Consider the following 16,710-nt stretch of genomic DNA (forward strand, 5'->3'; position numbering starts at 1 on the left):
CTTTTCCCGAGAGTGTCACGGAGAGTGGTCAGGCTCAGGGTTCGGCGTCGATGACCTTGTGCGGGCGCTCCTCGGCGGACAGCGCCATCGGCGGCGTCTCGTCGCGGCTGCGGGGCTGGAACCGGCCGGCCAGGCGGTGCTCCTCCTTGGGCGGGCGGTCGTTCGCCAGCAGCACCGCCAGCCACGGGATGAGCACCATGCCGAGCGCGCACAGCGGCAACCAGAGCCACAGCAGCGGGGCCTTGACGCCAACCAGGATCGCGCCCGCGACCAGGCAGGCGACCCGGACACCCATCATCAGCACGTAGCGCTTCTGGCGGCTGTTGAGCTGGTCGTCCTGGCTGCGCGAGGCGTCGGTGATCAGGATCGGCTGGTAGGCCTGATGCTTCACCACGGACCTCCTACGAGGGGATGCCACCCATCCTGTCACTCCGCACCGACCACCGGCGACAATCCGGCACGTGTTACGCCCGTGGTACGCTGCGGAAGTGGCCAACCGGTTCAGCTTCACCGACGAGGCGCTGGCCAACCTGCGGGTCTACGACGTCACGCCCGGGGAAGTCTGGGAGGCACTGCACAGCAACCGCCGGGTCATCCGGCACCTCGGCGACGACGTCATGGTGGTCTACGCCACCGACCACCGCGGCCGGCGTCTCGCCGTGCTGCTGGCCGAGGCCGACGGCACCGACAACGACTGGGACATCCTCTCCGCCCGCGAGCTGAGCGACGTCGAGGCCAAGCGCTACGACGAGGCGGTGCGGAGGTCACGCCGACGAGGAGGCGGTCACCATGCACCGTGACGAGGCGACCAAGCGGTTCCACGGCGGCGGCGACGCGTTCGCCGACCTGATCGACGAGACGCCGCCGGCGCAACTGCCCACCCCCGACACCGACGTGCCGATGGTCAGCCGGTCGGTCCGACTTCCGCTGGAGACCTACGAACGGGTCCGGGCCGCCGCCGACGCGCGCGGCATCGGGGTGACCACCCTGATGCGGCAGTGGATCGAGGCCGGCCTGGCCGACCTGGACGACTCGGCCACCGTCTCGCTGGCCGACGTGCGCCGCGCGCTGGCGTCGCTGTCCCGCCCGACCGCCGCCTGAGCGGGAGCGTCAGCCCTTCGCGGCCTTCGCCTCCGCCTTCATCCGCTGCTTGAACTCGCGCACCCGGCGCAGCGAGTCCGGGTCGGTCACGTCGGCCACCGACCGGTACGCGTCCGCGTCGCCGTAGTCGCCGGCCGCCTCGCGCCAGCCCGCCGGGGCGACCCCGAACCGCTTGCCCAGCAACGCGACGAAGATCTGCGCCTTCTGTCGACCGAAGCCCGGCAGCTCACCGACCCGGCGCAGCAGCTCACCGCCGTCGGACGCCTCGGACCAGAGCCGGGCCGGGTCGCCGTCGTAGCGCTCCACCAGCGTCCGGCAGACCTCCTGCACCCGGGCCGCCATCGCCTTCGGGAAGCGGTGCAGCGCCGGCGGCCCGGCGAACAGCTCCACCAGCGCCTCCGGGTCGTAGCCGGCCAGCTCCCGGGCGTCCGGCTCGTGACCGAGGCGCTGCGCCAGCACGTACGGCGAGGAGAACGCCTTCTCCATCGGCACCTGCTGGTCCAGCACCATGCCGAGCAGCAGCGCCAGCGGGCTGCGTGCCAACAACTCGTTGGCCTGCGGGTCGATGGGCAGGGAGAGCGTCATGCCCCCATCCTGCCGCCCCGGGCGCCGGTCCCGCCGCCGACTCCCCGACGAGCGCGGCGCGGCCCGGTGGACTCCGCGAGGGTCCACCGGGCCGCGTGGCTCGGGTTGCCTGTCAGTTCACCACGAAGAGCAGTCGGTTCGGCGAGCCCGAACCCGGGTTGGTCACCTTGCCGGTGGTGGCGTTGCTGGTGAGGTAGCTGGCCACCTGCGACGGGCTGTAGGACGGGTTGGCCGACAGCACCAGCGCCGCCGCGCCGGCCACGTGCGGCGAGGCCATCGAGGTGCCGCTGATCGTGTTGGTCGCGCTGTCGCTGCTGTTCCACGACGACGTGATCGACGAGCCGGGGGCGAAGATGTCCACGCAGGAGCCGTAGTTGGAGAACGACGAACGCGCGTCGCTGCTGGTGGTCGAGCCCACCGTGATCGCCGAGGCGACCCGGGACGGCGACGAGTTGCAGGCGTTGGCGCTGGAGTTGCCGGCGGCCAGCGCGTACGTGATGCCCGAGCTGATCGAGTTGGCCACCGCGTTGTCCAGCGAGGTGCTGACGCCGCCGCCGAGGCTCATGTTCGCCACCGCCGGCTTGACCGCGTTCGAGGTGACCCAGTTGACGCCGTTGACCACACCGGCGGTGGTGCCGCTGCCGGAGCAGTTGAGCACCTTCACCGCGATCAGCCGTACGCCCTTGGCCACGCCGTAGGTGCTGCCGCCGACCGTGCCCGCGACGTGCGTACCGTGGCCGTTGCAGTCGGTGTTGTTGCTGTCCACCGTGTTGGTGCCCCAGGTGGCCCGGCCGCCGAACTGGCTGTGGGTGGTCCGGATGCCGGTGTCGATGATGTAGGCGCGCACGTTGGTGGCGGTGTTCGGGTAGGTGTAGGTGCTGTTGAGCGGCAGGTTCCGCTGGTCGATCCGGTCCAGGCCCCAGGTGGCGCCGGTCTGGGTGCCCTGCACCGTCATCCGACGGTCCTGCTCGACGTATGCGACGGCCGGGTCGGCGGCCAGCCGGCGCGCCTGCCCGGTGCTCATCTTCGCGCTGTAGCCGGTGAGCGCGGCGGTCCACACCGCGCCGACGCTGCCGCCGTAGCGCTTGGCCAGGCCGGCGGCCCGGTCCGGCACGGCGGTGCGGGCGGTACGGCTGTTCGCGGCGCCGACCGCGTCGCCCTTGAGCACGACCAGGTAGCTGCCGCTGACGGCGTCGGCGGCCCCGGCGTACCGGATCTGGCCGGTGGGCGCGGCGAGGGCCGGGGTGGAGGCGGCGGCGGTGAGGGCCGCGGCGGCGGCCGTGACGGCGAGCGCACGCAGCGCGCGACGCCGGGGAACGGACACGTCGGGCATCGTCTGGCTCCCTACCGGGCGGGCCGGTTCGTGGCCGGCGGGCCGCCCATCGACGGATGTTGGCAGGAATGCTAACCACACATCGATGTTCATGAAAGAGATAGTTGCCGGGTAATACTGTCTACCGTCGGCGATCCGGCGGGTGCGCGCCGCGCCGGGCGGCCGTCGAGGCAGGATGGCCACGTGGACCGTCACGACATGCTGCTCTCCCCCGCCGGGGTCGACGCGCTGCGCACCGCGCTGACGCGGGCCGACTTCACCGCCAACGGCATCGCCGGGCGGCTCGGCTCCCAGGCCACCGGCGGGGTCGCCCGCAACGACTACCGCGCCGCGCTGCGCGCCACCGAGGACCGCGACCGGCTGGCCACCCTGATCCGGGTGTTCATCTGCGACCAGACCGAGCCGGAGCCGGTGGTGGCCGCCGCGCTGGCCCCGCTGGGCGTGGACGAGGCGCTCGCCGGCGGCATCGTCGAGCGGCACGGCGACGGCCTGCGCGCCGGCGTCGACCTGGAGCCCTACGCCGACGACTGGTGGGTGCTCGCCGACGTGCCGGCCAGCGCCCGTCCCGGCCGGCCGTTGCACGCCGAGCACGTGCTCGGCATCGGCGGGGCCACCCAGACCCTCATCGGCGCCGCCGTACGCCGCCCGGTGGAGACCGCGCTGGACCTCGGCACCGGCTCCGGGGTGCAGGCGCTGCACCTGAGCACCCACGCCCGCCGGGTCACCGCCACCGACGTCTCCGAGCGGGCGCTACGCTTCGCCGCCACCACCGCCGCGCTCAACGGTCAGGACTGGGAGCTGCTCCGTGGCGACCTGGTCGCCCCGGTCGCCGGGCGCCGCTTCGACCTGGTCGTCAGCAATCCGCCGTTCGTGGTCGGCCCCGGCACCACCACGCACGTCTACCGCGACTCGGGCCGGGTCGGCGACGCGATCGGCGCCGAGCTGGCCGCCGCCGCGCCGCACCTGCTCACCGACGGCGGCACCATGCAGTACCTGGCGAACTGGGTGCACGTCACCGGCGAGGACTGGGCGGAGCGGGTCACCGGCTGGTTCGCCGGCACCGGGCTGGACGCCTGGGTCATCCAGCGCGAGGTGGCCGACCCGATGGCGTACGTGAACCTCTGGCTCACCGACGTCGGGGAGAGCGCCGACCCGCACCGGATGGAGGCCTGGCTGGACTGGTTCGACGCGCACAAGGTGGAGGCGATCGGGTTCGGCATCGTGTCGCTGCGCCGCGCCGGGCACGAACAGCCGATCGTCCGGGTCGAGGACCTGCGCCAGCGGGTCGAGCCGCCGCTCGGCGACCGGATCGGCGAATGGTTCGACAGGCAGGACTGGCTGCGCGCCCGGGACGCCGACGGGCTGCTCGCCGCCCGCTACCGGGCCGCCGACGGGCTGCAACTGCGCCAGGAGGCCACCATGGGCGACGACGGCTGGGCGGTGGACCGGCAGGTCCTGGCCGCGCCGCGCGGGCTGCGCTGGTCCGAGGAGATCGACCCGCTGGTGCTCGCCCTGGTGGGCGGCGCGGACGGCCGGCTGCCGCTGCGCGACCAGCTCGCCCTGCTCGCCGCCGCGCACGACGTGACGCCCGGCGAGCTGGCCGAGGCGGCCGGCCCGATCGTGGCGCACCTGGTCGAGCGCGGCCTCGTCGAGCCGGTGGCCGACTGATGCGGGCGCTGGTGCAGACCGTCGGCCGGGCCTCGGTGACCGTCGACGGCGCGGTGGTGGGCGAGATCGCCGACGGGCTGCTGGTGCTGCTGGGCGTCACCCACACCGACACCCCGCAGGTGGCCGCCACCATGGCCCGCAAGCTGCACGAGCTGCGCATCCTGGACGACGAGCGCAGCGCCGCCGACACCGGGGCGCCGCTGCTCGTGGTCAGCCAGTTCACGCTCTACGGCGACGCCCGCAAGGGACGGCGGCCCAGCTGGACCGCCGCCGCCCCCGCGCAGCTCGCGGAACCCCTGGTGGAAACCGTGGTCGAGGAGCTGCGGGCCCGGGGCGCGAAGGTGGAGACCGGCCGCTTCCGCACCCACATGCTGGTGGAGAGCGTCAACGTCGGCCCCCGCACCCTCCTGCTGGACCTCTGACGGACCGGGCCCTCTAGAAGAACAGGCCGCGGCGGGACAGCGACTGGCGGAGCCAGCCGTCGAGCTGCGCGGCCCAGTCGGTGCGGTCCGCGGTCGCCTGGTCCACGGTGAAGCGGCCGAACGCGTCCCGGCCCTCGGAGAACAACCCGCCCCGCTTGTCCATCTCCAGCACCACCTGCACCTGGTGCGGGTCGGTGACGAAGGTGACCTCGAGCTGGTTCATGGCCCGGGCGTACTGCGGCGCCGGGTAGAACTCGATCTCCTGGTAGAACGGCAACTGCTGGCGTACGCCGTAGATGTGGCCCCGCTCGACGTCGGCGCGGGCGAAGCGGAAGCCCAGCCGCAGCAGCGCCTCCAGCAGCCGCTCCTGGGCCGGCAGCGGGTGCACCGCGACCGCGTCCAGGTCGGTGGAGTCCACCGCCCGGGCCACCTCCAGCTCGGTGCGCAGCCCCATGGTCATGCCGTGCAGGTGCTGGCCGTACAGGTCGGTCAGCGGGGTCTCCCAGGGCACCTGGAAGCGGAACGGCACGTCGTGGCGCTGCCCCGGGTCCAGCCGGAACGCGCCGGTCACCCGGACCTGACCGAACTCCTGGTTGGTGTCGTACTCCGAGTCGCCGCTCTCCACCTCGACCCGGGTGACCAGGCCGAGCGAGACGTAGCTCACATCCGCCGGGTGGTCGCCGCCGACCACCTGGATCCGGCCCTCCAGCAGGCCGCCGGGGCGGCAGTTCGGGTTGGTCAGAACCGTCTGCACCGACGGACCGCCCACACCCATCGCCTGCATGAGCCGCTTGAAGACCACCTGTGTTCTCCGATCGCCTGTGCCGCCGGCCGGGCCGGCCGGTCCGCTGGCACGGTAACCGGCTCCGGCAAGCGACGACCGGAGTTCCACGCGGATTCCTGTCGGGTCCCCGATCGCCTCACTCCCGTCTCACGCCCCGACCGCCAAGCTGTTTGTCACCGGCCCACCACGCCGGTCGGCGCGGGGGCCGGTACGGCTCGTAGGACACGGGGAGAGACAGAGATGACCCAGCAGATGATCGAGCACCAGGACATGGACGTCACCCTCACGGACCTGGACGCCACCGACGAGCGCGGCGTCTCCACCGACCTGGTCCGGGCGTACCTGAACGGCATCGGCCGCACCAAGCTGCTCACCGCGGCGCAGGAGGTCGAGCTGAGCCGGCGGATCGAGGCCGGCCTCTTCGCCGACGAGAAGCTGGCCACCTGCACCCCGGTCTCCGACGAGCTGCGCGCGGACCTGGCGCTGGTCGCGGCCGAGGGCCGCGCCGCCAAGGACCACCTGCTGGAGGCGAACCTGCGGCTCGTGGTGAGCATCGCCAAGCGCTACACCGGACGGGGCATGGCCTTCCTCGACCTCATCCAGGAAGGCAACCTCGGCCTCATCCGCGCCGTCGAGAAGTTCGACTACACCAAGGGCTACAAGTTCTCCACGTACGCCACCTGGTGGATCCGCCAGGCCATCACCCGCGCCATGGCCGACCAGGCCCGCACCATCCGCATCCCGGTGCACATGGTCGAGCAGGTCAACCGCATGGTGCGGGTGCGCCGCGAGCTGTCCGTGACGCTCGGCCGCGAGCCCACCGTCGGCGAGGTCGCCACCGCGCTGGAGGTCCCGGAATACCAGGTGATCGAGCTGATCTCCTACGACCGCGAGCCGGTGAGCCTGGACCAGGCGGTCGGCGAGGACGGCGAGAGCGCGCTCGGCGACTTCGTCGCCGCCGTCGACCCGCGCACCGAGCCCGGCGACGCCGCCGCCAACGGCGAGCTGCGCAACGAGGTCCGCATCGTGCTGGCCACCCTCTCCCAGCGGGAGCAGGCGGTCATCCGGCTGCGCTTCGGCCTGGACGACGGCCGGCAGCGCACCCTCGACGAGGTGGGCCGCGAGTTCGGGCTGTCCCGGGAGCGGATCCGGCAGATCGAGAAGGTGACGCTGCTCAAGCTGCGTGATCCGGAGCGGGCGAACCGGCTGGAGGCGTACGCCTGCTGACCCGACGCCCCATCGACAGGCCCCGGCGGTTCGCCGGGGCCTGTCGCGCTTGAACCGGCGCCCCGGGACGGCCACGCTGAGGCGGTGAACTGGACCCTGGAAGTGGTGATCGTGCCGGTCTCCGACGTGGACCGGGCGAAGGAGTTCTACGCCGAGCGGGTCGGCTTCGCCGTCGACCACGACACCGACCTGGGCGGGGTGGGGCGGATCGTGCAGCTGACGCCCCGCGGCTCCGGGTGCTCGATCGTGCTGGGCCGCGGCGTGGTGCCGGAGATGCCGCCGGGCTCGCTCAAGGGCCTGCAACTGGTCGTGGCCGACCTGGAGAAGGCCCGTGCGGAGCTGGTCGAGCGGGGCGTCGAGGTCAGCGAGATCCAGGTGGTCGGGCGCAACCCGGGCCCGGTGCCGCACCCGCTGGACAACGTCGGCTTCGTGTTCTTCCGCGACCCCGACGGCAACGAGTGGACGGTGCAGCAGATCTCCGCGCGGTCTTGACCCTGTGTTAAGAAGGGACCCCGCCTATACCGAATGCGTTAACAGGGGGCCCCTCCTTACAACCGGCGGGGGCCCGTGTCGGGGCGCGGGGAATCCGTGCCGGTGCGGGTCGTGGCGTGCAGCACCGAGATGCCGTCCGGGCGGGCCAGCACCGGGTTGAGCGTGAGCGACCGCACCCGGGGCTGCTCGTCGGCCAGCCGGCCCACCCGCAGCAGCAGGTCGACCAGGGCCGCCCGGTCCACCGGGGCGGCACCCCGGTGCCCGTGCAGCAGCGGCGCGGCGCGCGGCTCGTCCACCAGCTCGGCGGCGTCCCGGTCGGTCAGCGGCACCGCCCGCCAGGCCCGGTCGCCGAGCAGCTCGGTCGCCACGCCGCCCAAGCCGAAGCCGACCACCGGCCCGAACGCCGGATCCTCCACCAGCTCCACCACGCACGCCACACCCGGCGCGACCATCGGCTGCACCAGCACCTCCGCCCCGAACACCGCTGCCATCTCGGCGTACGCGCGGCGCAGCGCGTCGGCGTCGGCCAGGTCGAGCCGGACCGCGCCCAGGTCGAGGCGGTGCCGCAGCCCCGGGTCGGCCGCCTTGAGCGCCACCGGCCAGCCGAGCCGCTCCCCCGCCGCCAGCACCTCGTCGACCGAGCCGGCCGGCGCCGACTCCACCACGTCGATCCCGTACGCGCCGAGCAGCGCGGCCGGCTCCGCCCCGTCGGGACCCAGCGCGGCCTGCCCGGCCGACCGGTCGACAGGGGCCAGCTCGGGCAGCACGCCCGGCGGCCGGCGCAGCCAGTCCGCGTACCGGGTGACCCGGGCCAGCGCCCGCACCGCCTCCTCCACGCTCGGATAGGCCGGCACCCCGGCGGGCACCCGGCCGGCGAGGAACGTCGCCACCACCGGCTTGCCGGTGGCCCGCGCGTCCGGCAGCGCCGCCGCGAAGTCGGCCTCCGGGTCGGTGAGCTGGCCGGGCAGCGGCGGGGCGAAGACCGCCACCACGGCGTCCACCCGGTCGTCGGCCGCCGCGGCGGCCAGCGCGGCGGCGTACGCGGCGGCGCCGGCGCTCGGCCCGACGTCGTGCGGGTAGCCGTCGGCGACGACCAGGCCCTGCCCGGCGCCGGCGGTCGCGGCCAGCCCGGTCAACGCCGACGAGTTGCCGACCACGGCGACCCGCCGCCCGGCCGGCAGCGGCTGGTGGGCCAGCAGCACCCCGACGTCGAGCAGCTCGGACACGGTGTCCACCCGGATCACGCCGGACTGGGCGAACAACGCGCTGACCGCGGCGGCGTCCAGTGCCGGCGCCTCGCCCACGCCGGGCGGCCGGGCCAGCGACGCCAGCGCCACCACCGGCTTGCTCCGGCCGATCCGCCGGGCCAACCGGGCGAACTTGCGCGGGTTGCCGAACGTCTCCAGGTAGAGCGTGATCACGTCGGTGCCCGGGTCGTCCTGCCAATATTGCAGCAGGTCGTTGCCGGACACGTCGGCCCGGTTGCCGGCCGAGACGAAGCTGGACAGGCCGAGCCCGCGGCGGGACGCCTCGGCGAGCAGCGCCACCCCGAACGCGCCGGACTGGCTGAACACGCCGACCCGGCCCGGCGCCGGCAGCACCGGGGCGAGCGTGGCGTTGAGGCGTACCGCCGGGTCGGTGTTGGCGACGCCGAGACAGTTCGGGCCGACCACCCGCATGCCGGCCAGGTGCGCGGCGCGGACCAGGGCCCGCTGCGCCGCCGCACCGGCCGGGCCGGACTCGGCGAACCCGGCCGAGACCACCACCAGCCCGTGCGCGCCGGCCCGGGCCGCGTCGTCGACCACAGCGGTCACCGCCTCCGGCGCGACCGCCACCACCGCCAGGTCGACGTCGAGGCCGGCGTCGACCGCCGACGGATACGCGGGCAGCCCGGCCACCGTCGCCGCGCTCGGGTGCACCGGCACGATCGCGCCGGTGAACCCGCCGTCGCGCAGGTGCCCGAGCAGCGCCGCGCCGACGCCCTGGCCGGTGGTGCTGGCACCGTAGACGGCGATGCCGCGCGGGGCGAGCAGGCGGGCGATCGACCGGGCCTCGGTGCGGTGCTCCCGGCCGCGCTGCACCTCCAGCGTCGCCTCGGTGGCCGCGATCGGGAAGCTCAGGTGCACCACGCCGTCGGCGTACTGGCGCTGGACCTGGTAGCCGAAGTCGGCGAAGACCCGCAGCATCGTCCCGTTGGCGGGGAGCACCTCGGCGACGAAGTGCACGATCCCGTGCCGGCCGGCGGCGTCCGCCAGGTGCTCCAGCAGCACCGAGCCGATGCCCCGGCCCTGGTAGGCGTCCTCCACCACGAACGCCACCTCGGCCTCCGGCGAGGCGGGGCCGAGCCGCTCGTACCGGCCGACGGCCACGATCCGCTCGCCGGCCAGCACCACGAACGCCTCCCGGTCGCGGTGGTCGACGGTGACGAAACGCTTCAGGTCCCGCTCCGGGATGCGCGGGTACGGCGAGAAGTAGCGCAGGTAGCGGGTGCGCTCGGAGAAGCGGGCGTGCATCGCGACGATCGCCGCCGCGTCGTCCGGGCGAATCTGTCGCAGCTGGACGGTGGTGCCGTCGCTGAGCAGCACGTCCACCGGTTGCTCGACGGTTGTCACCGGTCGGTCCTCCCCCACCGCCGGCTCAGTCGCGCGGATCGTGCGGGTCGAGGCCGAGCAGCGGGAAGACCGCCTTGCGGGTGGCCGCGACCGCCCGGTCCACCGCGTTCGGCTCGCCGCTGGGCTGCCACGGCTGGTATTCCGGGTCGACGTCGTCGGTCATCCGTAGCGGGACGTCGTGCCCGGGCCGCCGGCGTGCGGCCAGCTCCCGCCAGGCCGGCGGGGTGAGCGCGGCCGGGTCGATCGGCTCGCCGGTGGCCACCGCCAGCAGGTGCGTCCAGGCCCGCGGCACCACCTCGACCAGCGCGTACCCGCCGCCGCCGGTGGCCACCCAACGGCCGTCGCACAGCTCGTCGGCGAGCGCCCGCAGCGCCCGGTAGGTGGCCCGCTGCCCGTCCACGGACAGGTGCAGGTCGGCCAGCGGGTCGGCGCGGTGCCCGTCCGCCCCGCACTGGGTGACCAGCAGCTGTGGCCGGAACGCGCGCAGCACCGACGGCACCACCGCGTGGAACGCCCGCTGCCAGCCCGCGTCGCCGACCCCGGGCGGCAGCGGCACGTTGACCGCGGTGCCCTCCGCGCCCGGCCCGCCGGTCTCGTCCGGGAAACCGGTGCCGGGGAAGAGCGCGAGTGGCGTCTCGTGCAGGCTGACCGTGAGCACCCGCGGGTCCCGGTAGAAGATCTCCTGCACGCCGTCGCCGTGGTGCACGTCCACGTCCACGTACGCGATCCGCTCGGCGCCCAGGTCGAGCAGGCGGGCGATGGCCACCGCCGGGTCGTTGTAGACGCAGAAGCCGGCGGCCCGGGCCGGCATGGCGTGGTGCAGGCCACCGGCCACGTTGACCGCGCGCCGGGCCTCCCCCCGCCAGACCGCCTCGGCGGCGGCCACACTGGCGCCGGCGATCAGCGCGCTGGACTCGTGCATCCCGTCGAAGACCGGGTTGTCCGAGGTGCCCACCCCGAAGCCAGCGAAGAGCGGGTCGTGCGGGGCGGCGCGGACCGCGGCCAGGTAGGCCGGATCGTGAACCCGGGTCAGCAGCGCGTCGTCGGCCGGCTCGGGCTTGACCAGGCGCACCCCGGGCCGGTCGAGCACCCCCAGCTCACGGGCGAGCGCCATGGTCAGCTCGACCCGCACCGGGTCGAGGGGATGGTCCCCCATGTCGTAGGCGAGGAGGGCGGGATCCCACACCACCACCGTGTCGTCGGCCATGCGGCCATCGTCGCACGCGGGCCGGGACGCGCCCACCAGCCGCGCGCTCACCGGCCGGAGGCGTCGCCGGTCGCCACCGGACGGTCCGGGTCGGCCACCCACTCGCTCCACGAGCCGACGTACAGGGCGGCGTCCGGGCGGCCGGCCAGGTGCAACGCCAGCACCGCCTGCGCGGCGGTCACCCCGGAGCCGCAGTACGCACCGACCGGCGCGGCGCCGTCCACCCCGGCCTCGGCGAAGCGCGCCCGCAGCGCCTCGGCGGCGGGGAACCGACCCTGCGTCACGTACGCCGGGGCGGGCAGGTTGACCGCGCCCGGGACGTGCCCGGCGACCGGGTCGACCGGCTCGGACTCGCCCCGGTAGCGCGGGGCGGCCCGCACGTCGAGCAGCACCCCGGCGTCGGCGGCGGCGAGCCGGGCGGCCCGCGTGGCGTCGAGCACCGGAAGCGCGCCCGGGGCGACCGTCACGTCGCCGGGCACCGGCTCGGGCACCGTGGTGTCCACCGGCAGCCCGGCAGCCGTCCAGGCCGGGAAGCCGCCGTGCAGCACCCGCACCGCCCGGTGACCCGCCCAGCGCAGCGTCCACCAGGCCCGCGCGGCGGACATGCCGTCGCCGCCGTCGTACACCACCACGGGGTGAGCGGCGCGGACGCCGGCGGCCCGCAGCGCGGCCTGCAACGCGGCGGGGTCGGGCAGCGGGTGCCGCCCGGCGGCGCCCGGCCGCCCGCACAGCTCGGTGTCCAGGTCGACGAAGACGGCGCCGGGCAGGTGGCCGGCGGTGTAGTCGTCGCGGCCGGGCGGGCCGGTGAGCCGCCAGCGGACGTCGAGCAGCACGGGTGGGTCGGCGCGGTCGAGCTCGGCGGCGAGCCGGTCCGGCTCGACCAGCAGCTCTGCGGTTCCGGACATGCGGTCCAGTCAACACCATCCGGGCATCGACCTCCGGGTTCGCCTGCGGCAGGCCGTCGGTCGTTACGGGTAGCATCGGACGCCGGGAGGCCGCTGACGTGAAGCATGACCTGGTCGACACGACCGAGATGTACCTGCGCACCATCCTCGAACTGGAGGAGGAGGGTGTGCCACCGCTGCGCGCGCGCATCGCCGAGCGGCTGCGGCAGAGCGGCCCGACCGTCAGCCAGACCGTCGCCCGGATGGAGCGGGACGGCCTGCTCACGGTCGAGGGCGACCGGCACCTGACCCTCACCGCGCTCGGCCGCAACAGCGCGGTCTCGGTGATGCGCAAGCACCGGCTGGCCGAGCTGCTGCTGGTCAACGTGATCGGGATGCCCTACGAGGAGGCCCACGAGGAGGCCTGCCGCTGGGAGCACGTGATGAGCGACGCGGTCGAGAAGCGGGTCTACGACCTGCTCAACCGTCCGTCCCGCTCGCCCTACGGCAACCCGATCCCGGGCCTGGAGGAACTGGGCGACCCGGGCCAGCACCCGGCCGAGACCGTCGAGGGCGAGCGCAACCTGGCCTTCCCCGGCCTGTCCGGCCCGGTGGTGGTGCGGCGGATCTGCGAGAGCGTGCAGACCGACGCCGACGTGCTCCGGCAGCTGCACGCCGCCGGCGTCGACCCGGGCGCGACAGTCACCGTGGCGCAGGAGCGCGACGGCGTCTCCATCGACCGCTCCGGCGACCGGGTGCGGCTGCCCCGCGAGGTGGCCTCCCGGGTCTTCGTCGCGGCTCGCTGACCTCCCGGTCCGCGGCTCACCTTCTCCTCAGAGCTTCCTCGTGTCGATCACCTTGGCCAGCGCGACCAGCTTGGCTGTCGCCCTGTCCGCCTCCGCCGAGGCCGTGCCCGGCGGAGTGGCCCAGCGGAGACTGGCCAGCCGGTCCTCGCCGGCCAGCCAGCCCACCTCGGCGACCGGGCCGGCCTTCCCGGTCTTCGACACCGTGCGCCGGTAGGCGATCTTCCCGAGCTTGGTGACCTTGGCGGCGCCGCGCGGCTGCACGTCGGCGGTGAAGGTGGCCGCGTCGATCGACGTGTCGGTCACCGAGAGCGTCAGCTCCGGTAGCGCCGCCGCCTGGGCGCGGACCACGCAGGTGTGCGTGTCACCCCGGTCGGTGGCGGCGGCCACGTCGAACGTGCCACCGGTGTGCGCGGCGATCACCGCGAAGTCGAGCAGCCGGCAGGCCCCGCCGGAGGAGGCCGCGGCGACGTCGGCCGCCGGCGGCGGCGCGGCCGGCACATCGACCGCCGGGGCGTCCTCGGCGCAGCCGGTGGCGAGCAGGACGGCCGAGACGGCCAGCCAGGTACGGGCGCGCACGGGGAGACCTCCGCGATCGGCGGCGGGGCGGGTGGCCCGCCGGAGTTCCGTCGGACACCGTACGGGGCGCACGACCGGGACGGAAGGCCCTAATCGGCCACGTACGGACAGTGCCGGCATCCTCGCCCGCAGCACGTGCCCCGCCGGGCCAGGAACCCGGCGCTGAGCACGAACAGCCCGGTCTCCGGGTCGAGGTAGCCGGCCTCCCCGGCGGCCAGCGCGGCGGCGTGCGCGGCCAGGATCCGCGCCCGCCCGGGATGCCTCGGCGGCAGCCGCGACGGGTGCGGCTCGGTCAACGCCCGGTCCGCCAGCTCCTCACCCACCGCTGAAGTGTAAGGAGGGGCCCCTTCTTAACGTTTTCCGCATAGGCGGGGCCCCCTCTTAACACCCGTGCAGCGCGAACGCCTCGGTGATCGCGGCGGCGTCGGCGCGGGTGGCGAGCAGCAACCGCAGCAGCACCTTCGCCTTGTACGGGTCGAGCAACCCGCCGTCGACCAGCCCGCGCCGCCGCAGGTCCCGCTCCGAGCCGACCGCGCCGTAGGTGTCCCGCAGCACCGACCCGGCCCCGGTCCGCGACGTGAGCACCACCGGCATCCGCCCGGCCAGCGCACCCAGCGCCGGGGCGAACGACGGCGGCACGTGGCCCACCCCGAACCCGGCCACCACCAGCCCGTCGACGCCGGCGGCGAGCGCGTCGAGCAGCGCCACGTCGTCGTCGAGCGTGACCGTGTGCAGCGCCACCCGGGTGGCGGCCAGCCGGTCCCGGTCCACCGCCGGCAGCGGCACGCGCCGGGGCGGCCGGGCCAGCACCCGTACCCGTCCCTCGATCACCTGCCCGAGCGGCCCGGCGTTCGGCGAGGCGAACGCGCCCGTACTCGTGCTGTGCGTCTTGCGGACGAACCGCGCGGCGTGGATCTCGTCGTTGAGCACGGCGAGGACGCCGAGGTCGCGGGCGGCCGGGGCGGCGGCGACCCGGGCCGCCGCGAGCAGGTTCGCCGGCCCGTCCGGGCCGGCCAGCGTCGGGTTACGCATCGCGCCGGTGAACACCAGCGGCGCCGCGTGCGGCCAGACCAGGTCGGCCAGCCACGCGGTCTCCTCCAGCGTGTCGGTGCCCTGGGTGACCACCGCGCCGGTCGCCCCGCCGTCGACCGCCGCGGCCGCCGCGTCCACCAGGTCGAGGATCTGCCGGTACGCGAGCGCGGCGCTGGGCACCGCCTCGACGTCGCGGACGTCGAGCGGGATGTCGGCGAGCCCGGGTACGGCGGCGGTGAGGTCGGCGCCGGTGAGCCGGGTGACCACTCCCCCGGCGCCGGCGCCGGCCATCGCGATGGTCCCGCCGAGGGTGAACAGGGCGATGCTCACGCTGGTGCCTCCCGTCGTGCCGGCTCTGCGGCAGGGACACTACGACCGGCCCGGGGCACGCCGTGAACCGGTCCGGGCCGACCGGGCATGAACGGATGTGACCAAGATGCACCGGGCCGATGCCCACGAGCGGGGACAACCCGAGGCCGTGCCGCCCGACGAGCCGTCGGACGGCGACCTGATCCGTGAGTCCGTCGGCGCGCCGGAGCGCTTCGCGCCGTTGTTCGACAGGCACGCCGTCGCCGTCCACCGCTATCTGGCCCGCCGGATCGGCCAGACTGCCGACGACCTGTTGGCCGAGACGTTCCTGGTCGCGTTCCGGCAGCGGGGCGGCTACCGGCCCGACGTCGGGGTGCGGCCTTGGCTGTTCGGGATCGCCACCAACCTGCTGCGCCGGCACGTGCGCTCGGAGGAACGCCGCTACCGGGCGCTGGCCCGGTTCGCCGCCGCCGAGCCCACGCCGCCGGTGGTCGAGGAGGCGATCGACCGGCTTGACGCTCGCGCCCTGCGCCGCGAGCTGGCCTCGGCGCTCGCCTCGCTGCACCGGCGGGACCGGGACGTCCTGCTGCTCACCGCCTGGGCGGACCTGTCGTACGAGCAGATCGCGGCCGTGCTCGACGTTCCGGTCGGCACCGTCCGGTCCCGCCTGCACCGGGCTCGCCGGCTCACCCGACTCGCGCTCACCGTGGAGGAGCCGACATGAACGAGATCACGCTGCTGCGGACGCACGGGCCGGACGGCCCGGAAGCATCCGTGGAGGTGCTGACCAACGCGCGGGAGCGCCTCCTCGACGAGTTCGCCGCTGCGCCGGCGCGCCGCACTCCACGGCGGCGGACCCTCCTGGTGGCGGCCGCCGCGGTGACGGTGGCGGTCGCGGCGGGCGTCGGGTTCGCGGTGCGCCCGACCGACCGCCCGGCGGAGCCGATCACGCTGGTGGCCGTGGCCGTGCCCGAATTCCCGCTGACGCTGCGGTCCCGGCCAGCGGCCCTACAACCGCCCCGGTACAGCTACGAGCCGGGCCGCTTTCTCGCCGTGTTCCTGTCCAACGGTGGCGCCGACGACGTCTGGCTCTCCGTCCGGGATGACCGTCCGGATCGCCACACGCGGACGTCCCGGCAGGTGACAGTGGCCGGCCATCCGGCCGAGCTGGCCGAGGACGACAACCCCGGCGGGCAACGGCAATTCACCGTGACGTGGGAGCAGACGTCGGGTCGGTGGGTGTCGTTGACCGGCCACGGCCGGTTCGCCCAGGACGGCGCGCTGCTCCGGCTGGCCGGGGACGTCGTCGACGAGCCGCAACCGGTGCCCCTGCGGGTGCGGCTCGCGCCCCGAGGATGGCGGGTCGCCGCTTTCAAGGACGACACCATCCTCACCCTGCAAGGCGACTCCCCCGGTGACACGCTCGCCGTGCAGGTGGTGGCCGGCCGTGATCCGGACCTGCTGCACACCGTGATGGGGGCGGTGGAGGAGCGCCCGGTCACCGTCGGTGGGCGGGACGCCCGGTTGGTCCGCGCGGACGAGATGTGGTTCCTGCAGACCGAGGTGTCGGGCGGGGCGGTGGTCAACCTGCAGGCGCCGTTGCGGCTCACTGTGGAGCAGGTGATCGCGATCGCCGAGCAGGTGTCGGTGACACCACGGGAACGCTGACGGA

The 16,710-nt window shown here is 74.7% G+C and carries 19 protein-coding genes; 9 read left to right on the forward strand and 10 right to left on the reverse strand.

Annotated elements, in window-relative coordinates; translation table 11 throughout:
- Positions 1–34: 34 nt before the first annotated feature.
- Positions 35–391: a DUF3099 domain-containing protein gene (locus tag O7598_RS21570; RefSeq protein ID WP_269694935.1), complete on the reverse strand. Its 357-nt coding sequence runs from the start codon at positions 389–391 to the stop codon at positions 35–37.
- A 97-nt stretch (positions 392–488) separates the two neighbouring features.
- Between O7598_RS21570 and O7598_RS21575 the strand changes: the two genes are divergently transcribed.
- Together O7598_RS21575 and O7598_RS21580 are read left to right on the forward strand one after the other, a co-directional pair.
- Positions 489–800: a hypothetical protein gene (locus O7598_RS21575; protein WP_246248200.1), complete on the forward strand. Its 312-nt coding sequence runs from the start codon at positions 489–491 to the stop codon at positions 798–800.
- Positions 790–1,101, forward strand: a complete 312-nt coding sequence (locus O7598_RS21580) for a hypothetical protein (protein WP_269693120.1) — start codon at positions 790–792, stop codon at positions 1,099–1,101. Before O7598_RS21575 ends, O7598_RS21580 begins: the two co-directional genes overlap by 11 nt.
- A gap of 9 nt (positions 1,102–1,110) precedes the next feature.
- Here O7598_RS21580 and O7598_RS21585 read toward each other — a convergent pair whose 3' ends face one another.
- Positions 1,111–1,686, reverse strand: a complete 576-nt coding sequence (locus O7598_RS21585) for an HhH-GPD-type base excision DNA repair protein (protein WP_269693121.1) — start codon at positions 1,684–1,686, stop codon at positions 1,111–1,113.
- Positions 1,687–1,798: 112 nt separating this feature from the next.
- Complete coding sequence (locus tag O7598_RS21590; protein ID WP_269693122.1) at positions 1,799–3,019, reverse strand: S8 family peptidase; 1,221 nt, start codon at positions 3,017–3,019, stop codon at positions 1,799–1,801.
- Between the two features lie 183 nt (positions 3,020–3,202).
- Between O7598_RS21590 and O7598_RS21595 the strand changes: the two genes are divergently transcribed.
- Together O7598_RS21595 and dtd are read left to right on the forward strand one after the other, a co-directional pair.
- The gene (locus O7598_RS21595; protein ID WP_269693123.1) at positions 3,203–4,687 is read left to right on the forward strand and encodes a DUF7782 domain-containing protein; all 1,485 of its coding nucleotides are present in this window, start codon (positions 3,203–3,205) and stop codon (positions 4,685–4,687) included.
- Positions 4,687–5,109, forward strand: coding sequence for a D-aminoacyl-tRNA deacylase (gene dtd, locus O7598_RS21600; protein ID WP_091070503.1), 423 nt, complete (start codon positions 4,687–4,689; stop codon positions 5,107–5,109). Before O7598_RS21595 ends, dtd begins: the two co-directional genes overlap by 1 nt.
- A 13-nt stretch (positions 5,110–5,122) precedes the next feature.
- On the opposite strand, the gene O7598_RS21605 is transcribed toward dtd, so the two are convergent.
- Positions 5,123–5,911, reverse strand: a complete 789-nt coding sequence (locus O7598_RS21605) for a sporulation protein (RefSeq protein ID WP_269693124.1) — start codon at positions 5,909–5,911, stop codon at positions 5,123–5,125.
- A gap of 222 nt (positions 5,912–6,133) precedes the next feature.
- Here O7598_RS21605 and sigB point away from each other — a divergent pair, with 222 nt between their 5' ends.
- Both sigB and O7598_RS21615 read left to right on the forward strand, forming a co-directional pair.
- Positions 6,134–7,120, forward strand: a complete 987-nt coding sequence (gene sigB / locus O7598_RS21610) for an RNA polymerase sigma factor SigB (RefSeq protein WP_269693125.1) — start codon at positions 6,134–6,136, stop codon at positions 7,118–7,120.
- An 84-nt stretch (positions 7,121–7,204) separates the two neighbouring features.
- Complete coding sequence (locus tag O7598_RS21615) at positions 7,205–7,612, forward strand: VOC family protein (RefSeq protein WP_269693126.1); 408 nt, start codon at positions 7,205–7,207, stop codon at positions 7,610–7,612.
- A 56-nt stretch (positions 7,613–7,668) separates the two neighbouring features.
- Here O7598_RS21615 and O7598_RS21620 read toward each other — a convergent pair whose 3' ends face one another.
- From O7598_RS21620 to O7598_RS21630, 3 genes are read right to left on the reverse strand one after another with little or no spacing between them, the layout of a single operon-like run.
- A complete protein-coding gene (locus O7598_RS21620; protein ID WP_269693127.1) occupies positions 7,669–10,224 on the reverse strand; it encodes a bifunctional acetate--CoA ligase family protein/GNAT family N-acetyltransferase in 2,556 nt (851 codons plus the stop codon).
- 25 nt (positions 10,225–10,249) lie between these two features.
- Positions 10,250–11,431 (reverse strand): acetoin utilization protein AcuC, encoded by a 1,182-nt coding sequence (locus O7598_RS21625; protein WP_269693128.1) that lies wholly within the window; start codon positions 11,429–11,431, stop codon positions 10,250–10,252.
- A 47-nt stretch (positions 11,432–11,478) separates the two neighbouring features.
- Positions 11,479–12,336 (reverse strand): sulfurtransferase, encoded by an 858-nt coding sequence (locus O7598_RS21630; protein ID WP_269693129.1) that lies wholly within the window; start codon positions 12,334–12,336, stop codon positions 11,479–11,481.
- Positions 12,337–12,434: 98 nt separating this feature from the next.
- Here O7598_RS21630 and O7598_RS21635 point away from each other — a divergent pair, with 98 nt between their 5' ends.
- Positions 12,435–13,121 carry a metal-dependent transcriptional regulator gene (locus O7598_RS21635; protein ID WP_091070486.1) on the forward strand — a complete coding sequence of 229 codons (687 nt, stop codon included), beginning with the start codon at positions 12,435–12,437 and terminating at the stop codon, positions 13,119–13,121.
- A 27-nt stretch (positions 13,122–13,148) separates the two neighbouring features.
- Here O7598_RS21635 and O7598_RS21640 read toward each other — a convergent pair whose 3' ends face one another.
- The 3 genes from O7598_RS21640 to O7598_RS21650 form a co-directional block, all read right to left on the reverse strand.
- A complete protein-coding gene (locus tag O7598_RS21640; protein ID WP_269693130.1) occupies positions 13,149–13,697 on the reverse strand; it encodes a hypothetical protein in 549 nt (182 codons plus the stop codon).
- An 89-nt stretch (positions 13,698–13,786) separates the two neighbouring features.
- Positions 13,787–14,020 (reverse strand): DUF5522 domain-containing protein, encoded by a 234-nt coding sequence (locus O7598_RS21645; protein WP_269693131.1) that lies wholly within the window; start codon positions 14,018–14,020, stop codon positions 13,787–13,789.
- 58 nt (positions 14,021–14,078) lie between these two features.
- Entirely contained in the window at positions 14,079–15,059 is a 981-nt protein-coding gene (locus O7598_RS21650; protein ID WP_269693132.1) for an asparaginase domain-containing protein, read from the reverse strand.
- 106 nt (positions 15,060–15,165) lie between these two features.
- On the opposite strand from O7598_RS21650, the gene O7598_RS21655 reads away from it, so the two are divergent.
- Positions 15,166–15,762 carry an RNA polymerase sigma factor gene (locus O7598_RS21655; RefSeq protein ID WP_269693133.1) on the forward strand — a complete coding sequence of 199 codons (597 nt, stop codon included), beginning with the start codon at positions 15,166–15,168 and terminating at the stop codon, positions 15,760–15,762.
- The gene (locus O7598_RS21660) at positions 15,759–16,706 is read left to right on the forward strand and encodes a hypothetical protein (RefSeq protein WP_269693134.1); all 948 of its coding nucleotides are present in this window, start codon (positions 15,759–15,761) and stop codon (positions 16,704–16,706) included. The genes O7598_RS21655 and O7598_RS21660 overlap by 4 nt, the downstream gene beginning before the upstream one ends.
- Positions 16,707–16,710 lie beyond the last annotated feature (4 nt).

This window comes from Micromonospora sp. WMMC241, from assembly GCF_027460165.1.
In the GTDB taxonomy this organism is placed as follows: Bacteria; Actinomycetota; Actinomycetes; order Mycobacteriales; family Micromonosporaceae; genus Micromonospora; species Micromonospora humi.

Bases quoted from the DNA above. Each gene is read 5' to 3' on its own strand.
- O7598_RS21580 (WP_269693120.1), top strand. From the start codon at position 790: ATGCACCGTGACGAGGCGACCAAGCGGTTCCACGGCGGCGGCGACGCG.
- O7598_RS21585 (WP_269693121.1), bottom strand. From the start codon at position 1,686: ATGACGCTCTCCCTGCCCATCGACCCGCAGGCCAACGAGTTGTTGGCA.
- O7598_RS21590 (WP_269693122.1), bottom strand. From the start codon at position 3,019: ATGCCCGACGTGTCCGTTCCCCGGCGTCGCGCGCTGCGTGCGCTCGCC.
- dtd (WP_091070503.1), top strand. From the start codon at position 4,687: ATGCGGGCGCTGGTGCAGACCGTCGGCCGGGCCTCGGTGACCGTCGAC.
- sigB (WP_269693125.1), top strand. From the start codon at position 6,134: ATGACCCAGCAGATGATCGAGCACCAGGACATGGACGTCACCCTCACG.
- O7598_RS21625 (WP_269693128.1), bottom strand. From the start codon at position 11,431: ATGGCCGACGACACGGTGGTGGTGTGGGATCCCGCCCTCCTCGCCTAC.
- O7598_RS21630 (WP_269693129.1), bottom strand. From the start codon at position 12,336: ATGTCCGGAACCGCAGAGCTGCTGGTCGAGCCGGACCGGCTCGCCGCC.
- O7598_RS21655 (WP_269693133.1), top strand. From the start codon at position 15,166: ATGCACCGGGCCGATGCCCACGAGCGGGGACAACCCGAGGCCGTGCCG.
- O7598_RS21660 (WP_269693134.1), top strand. From the start codon at position 15,759: ATGAACGAGATCACGCTGCTGCGGACGCACGGGCCGGACGGCCCGGAA.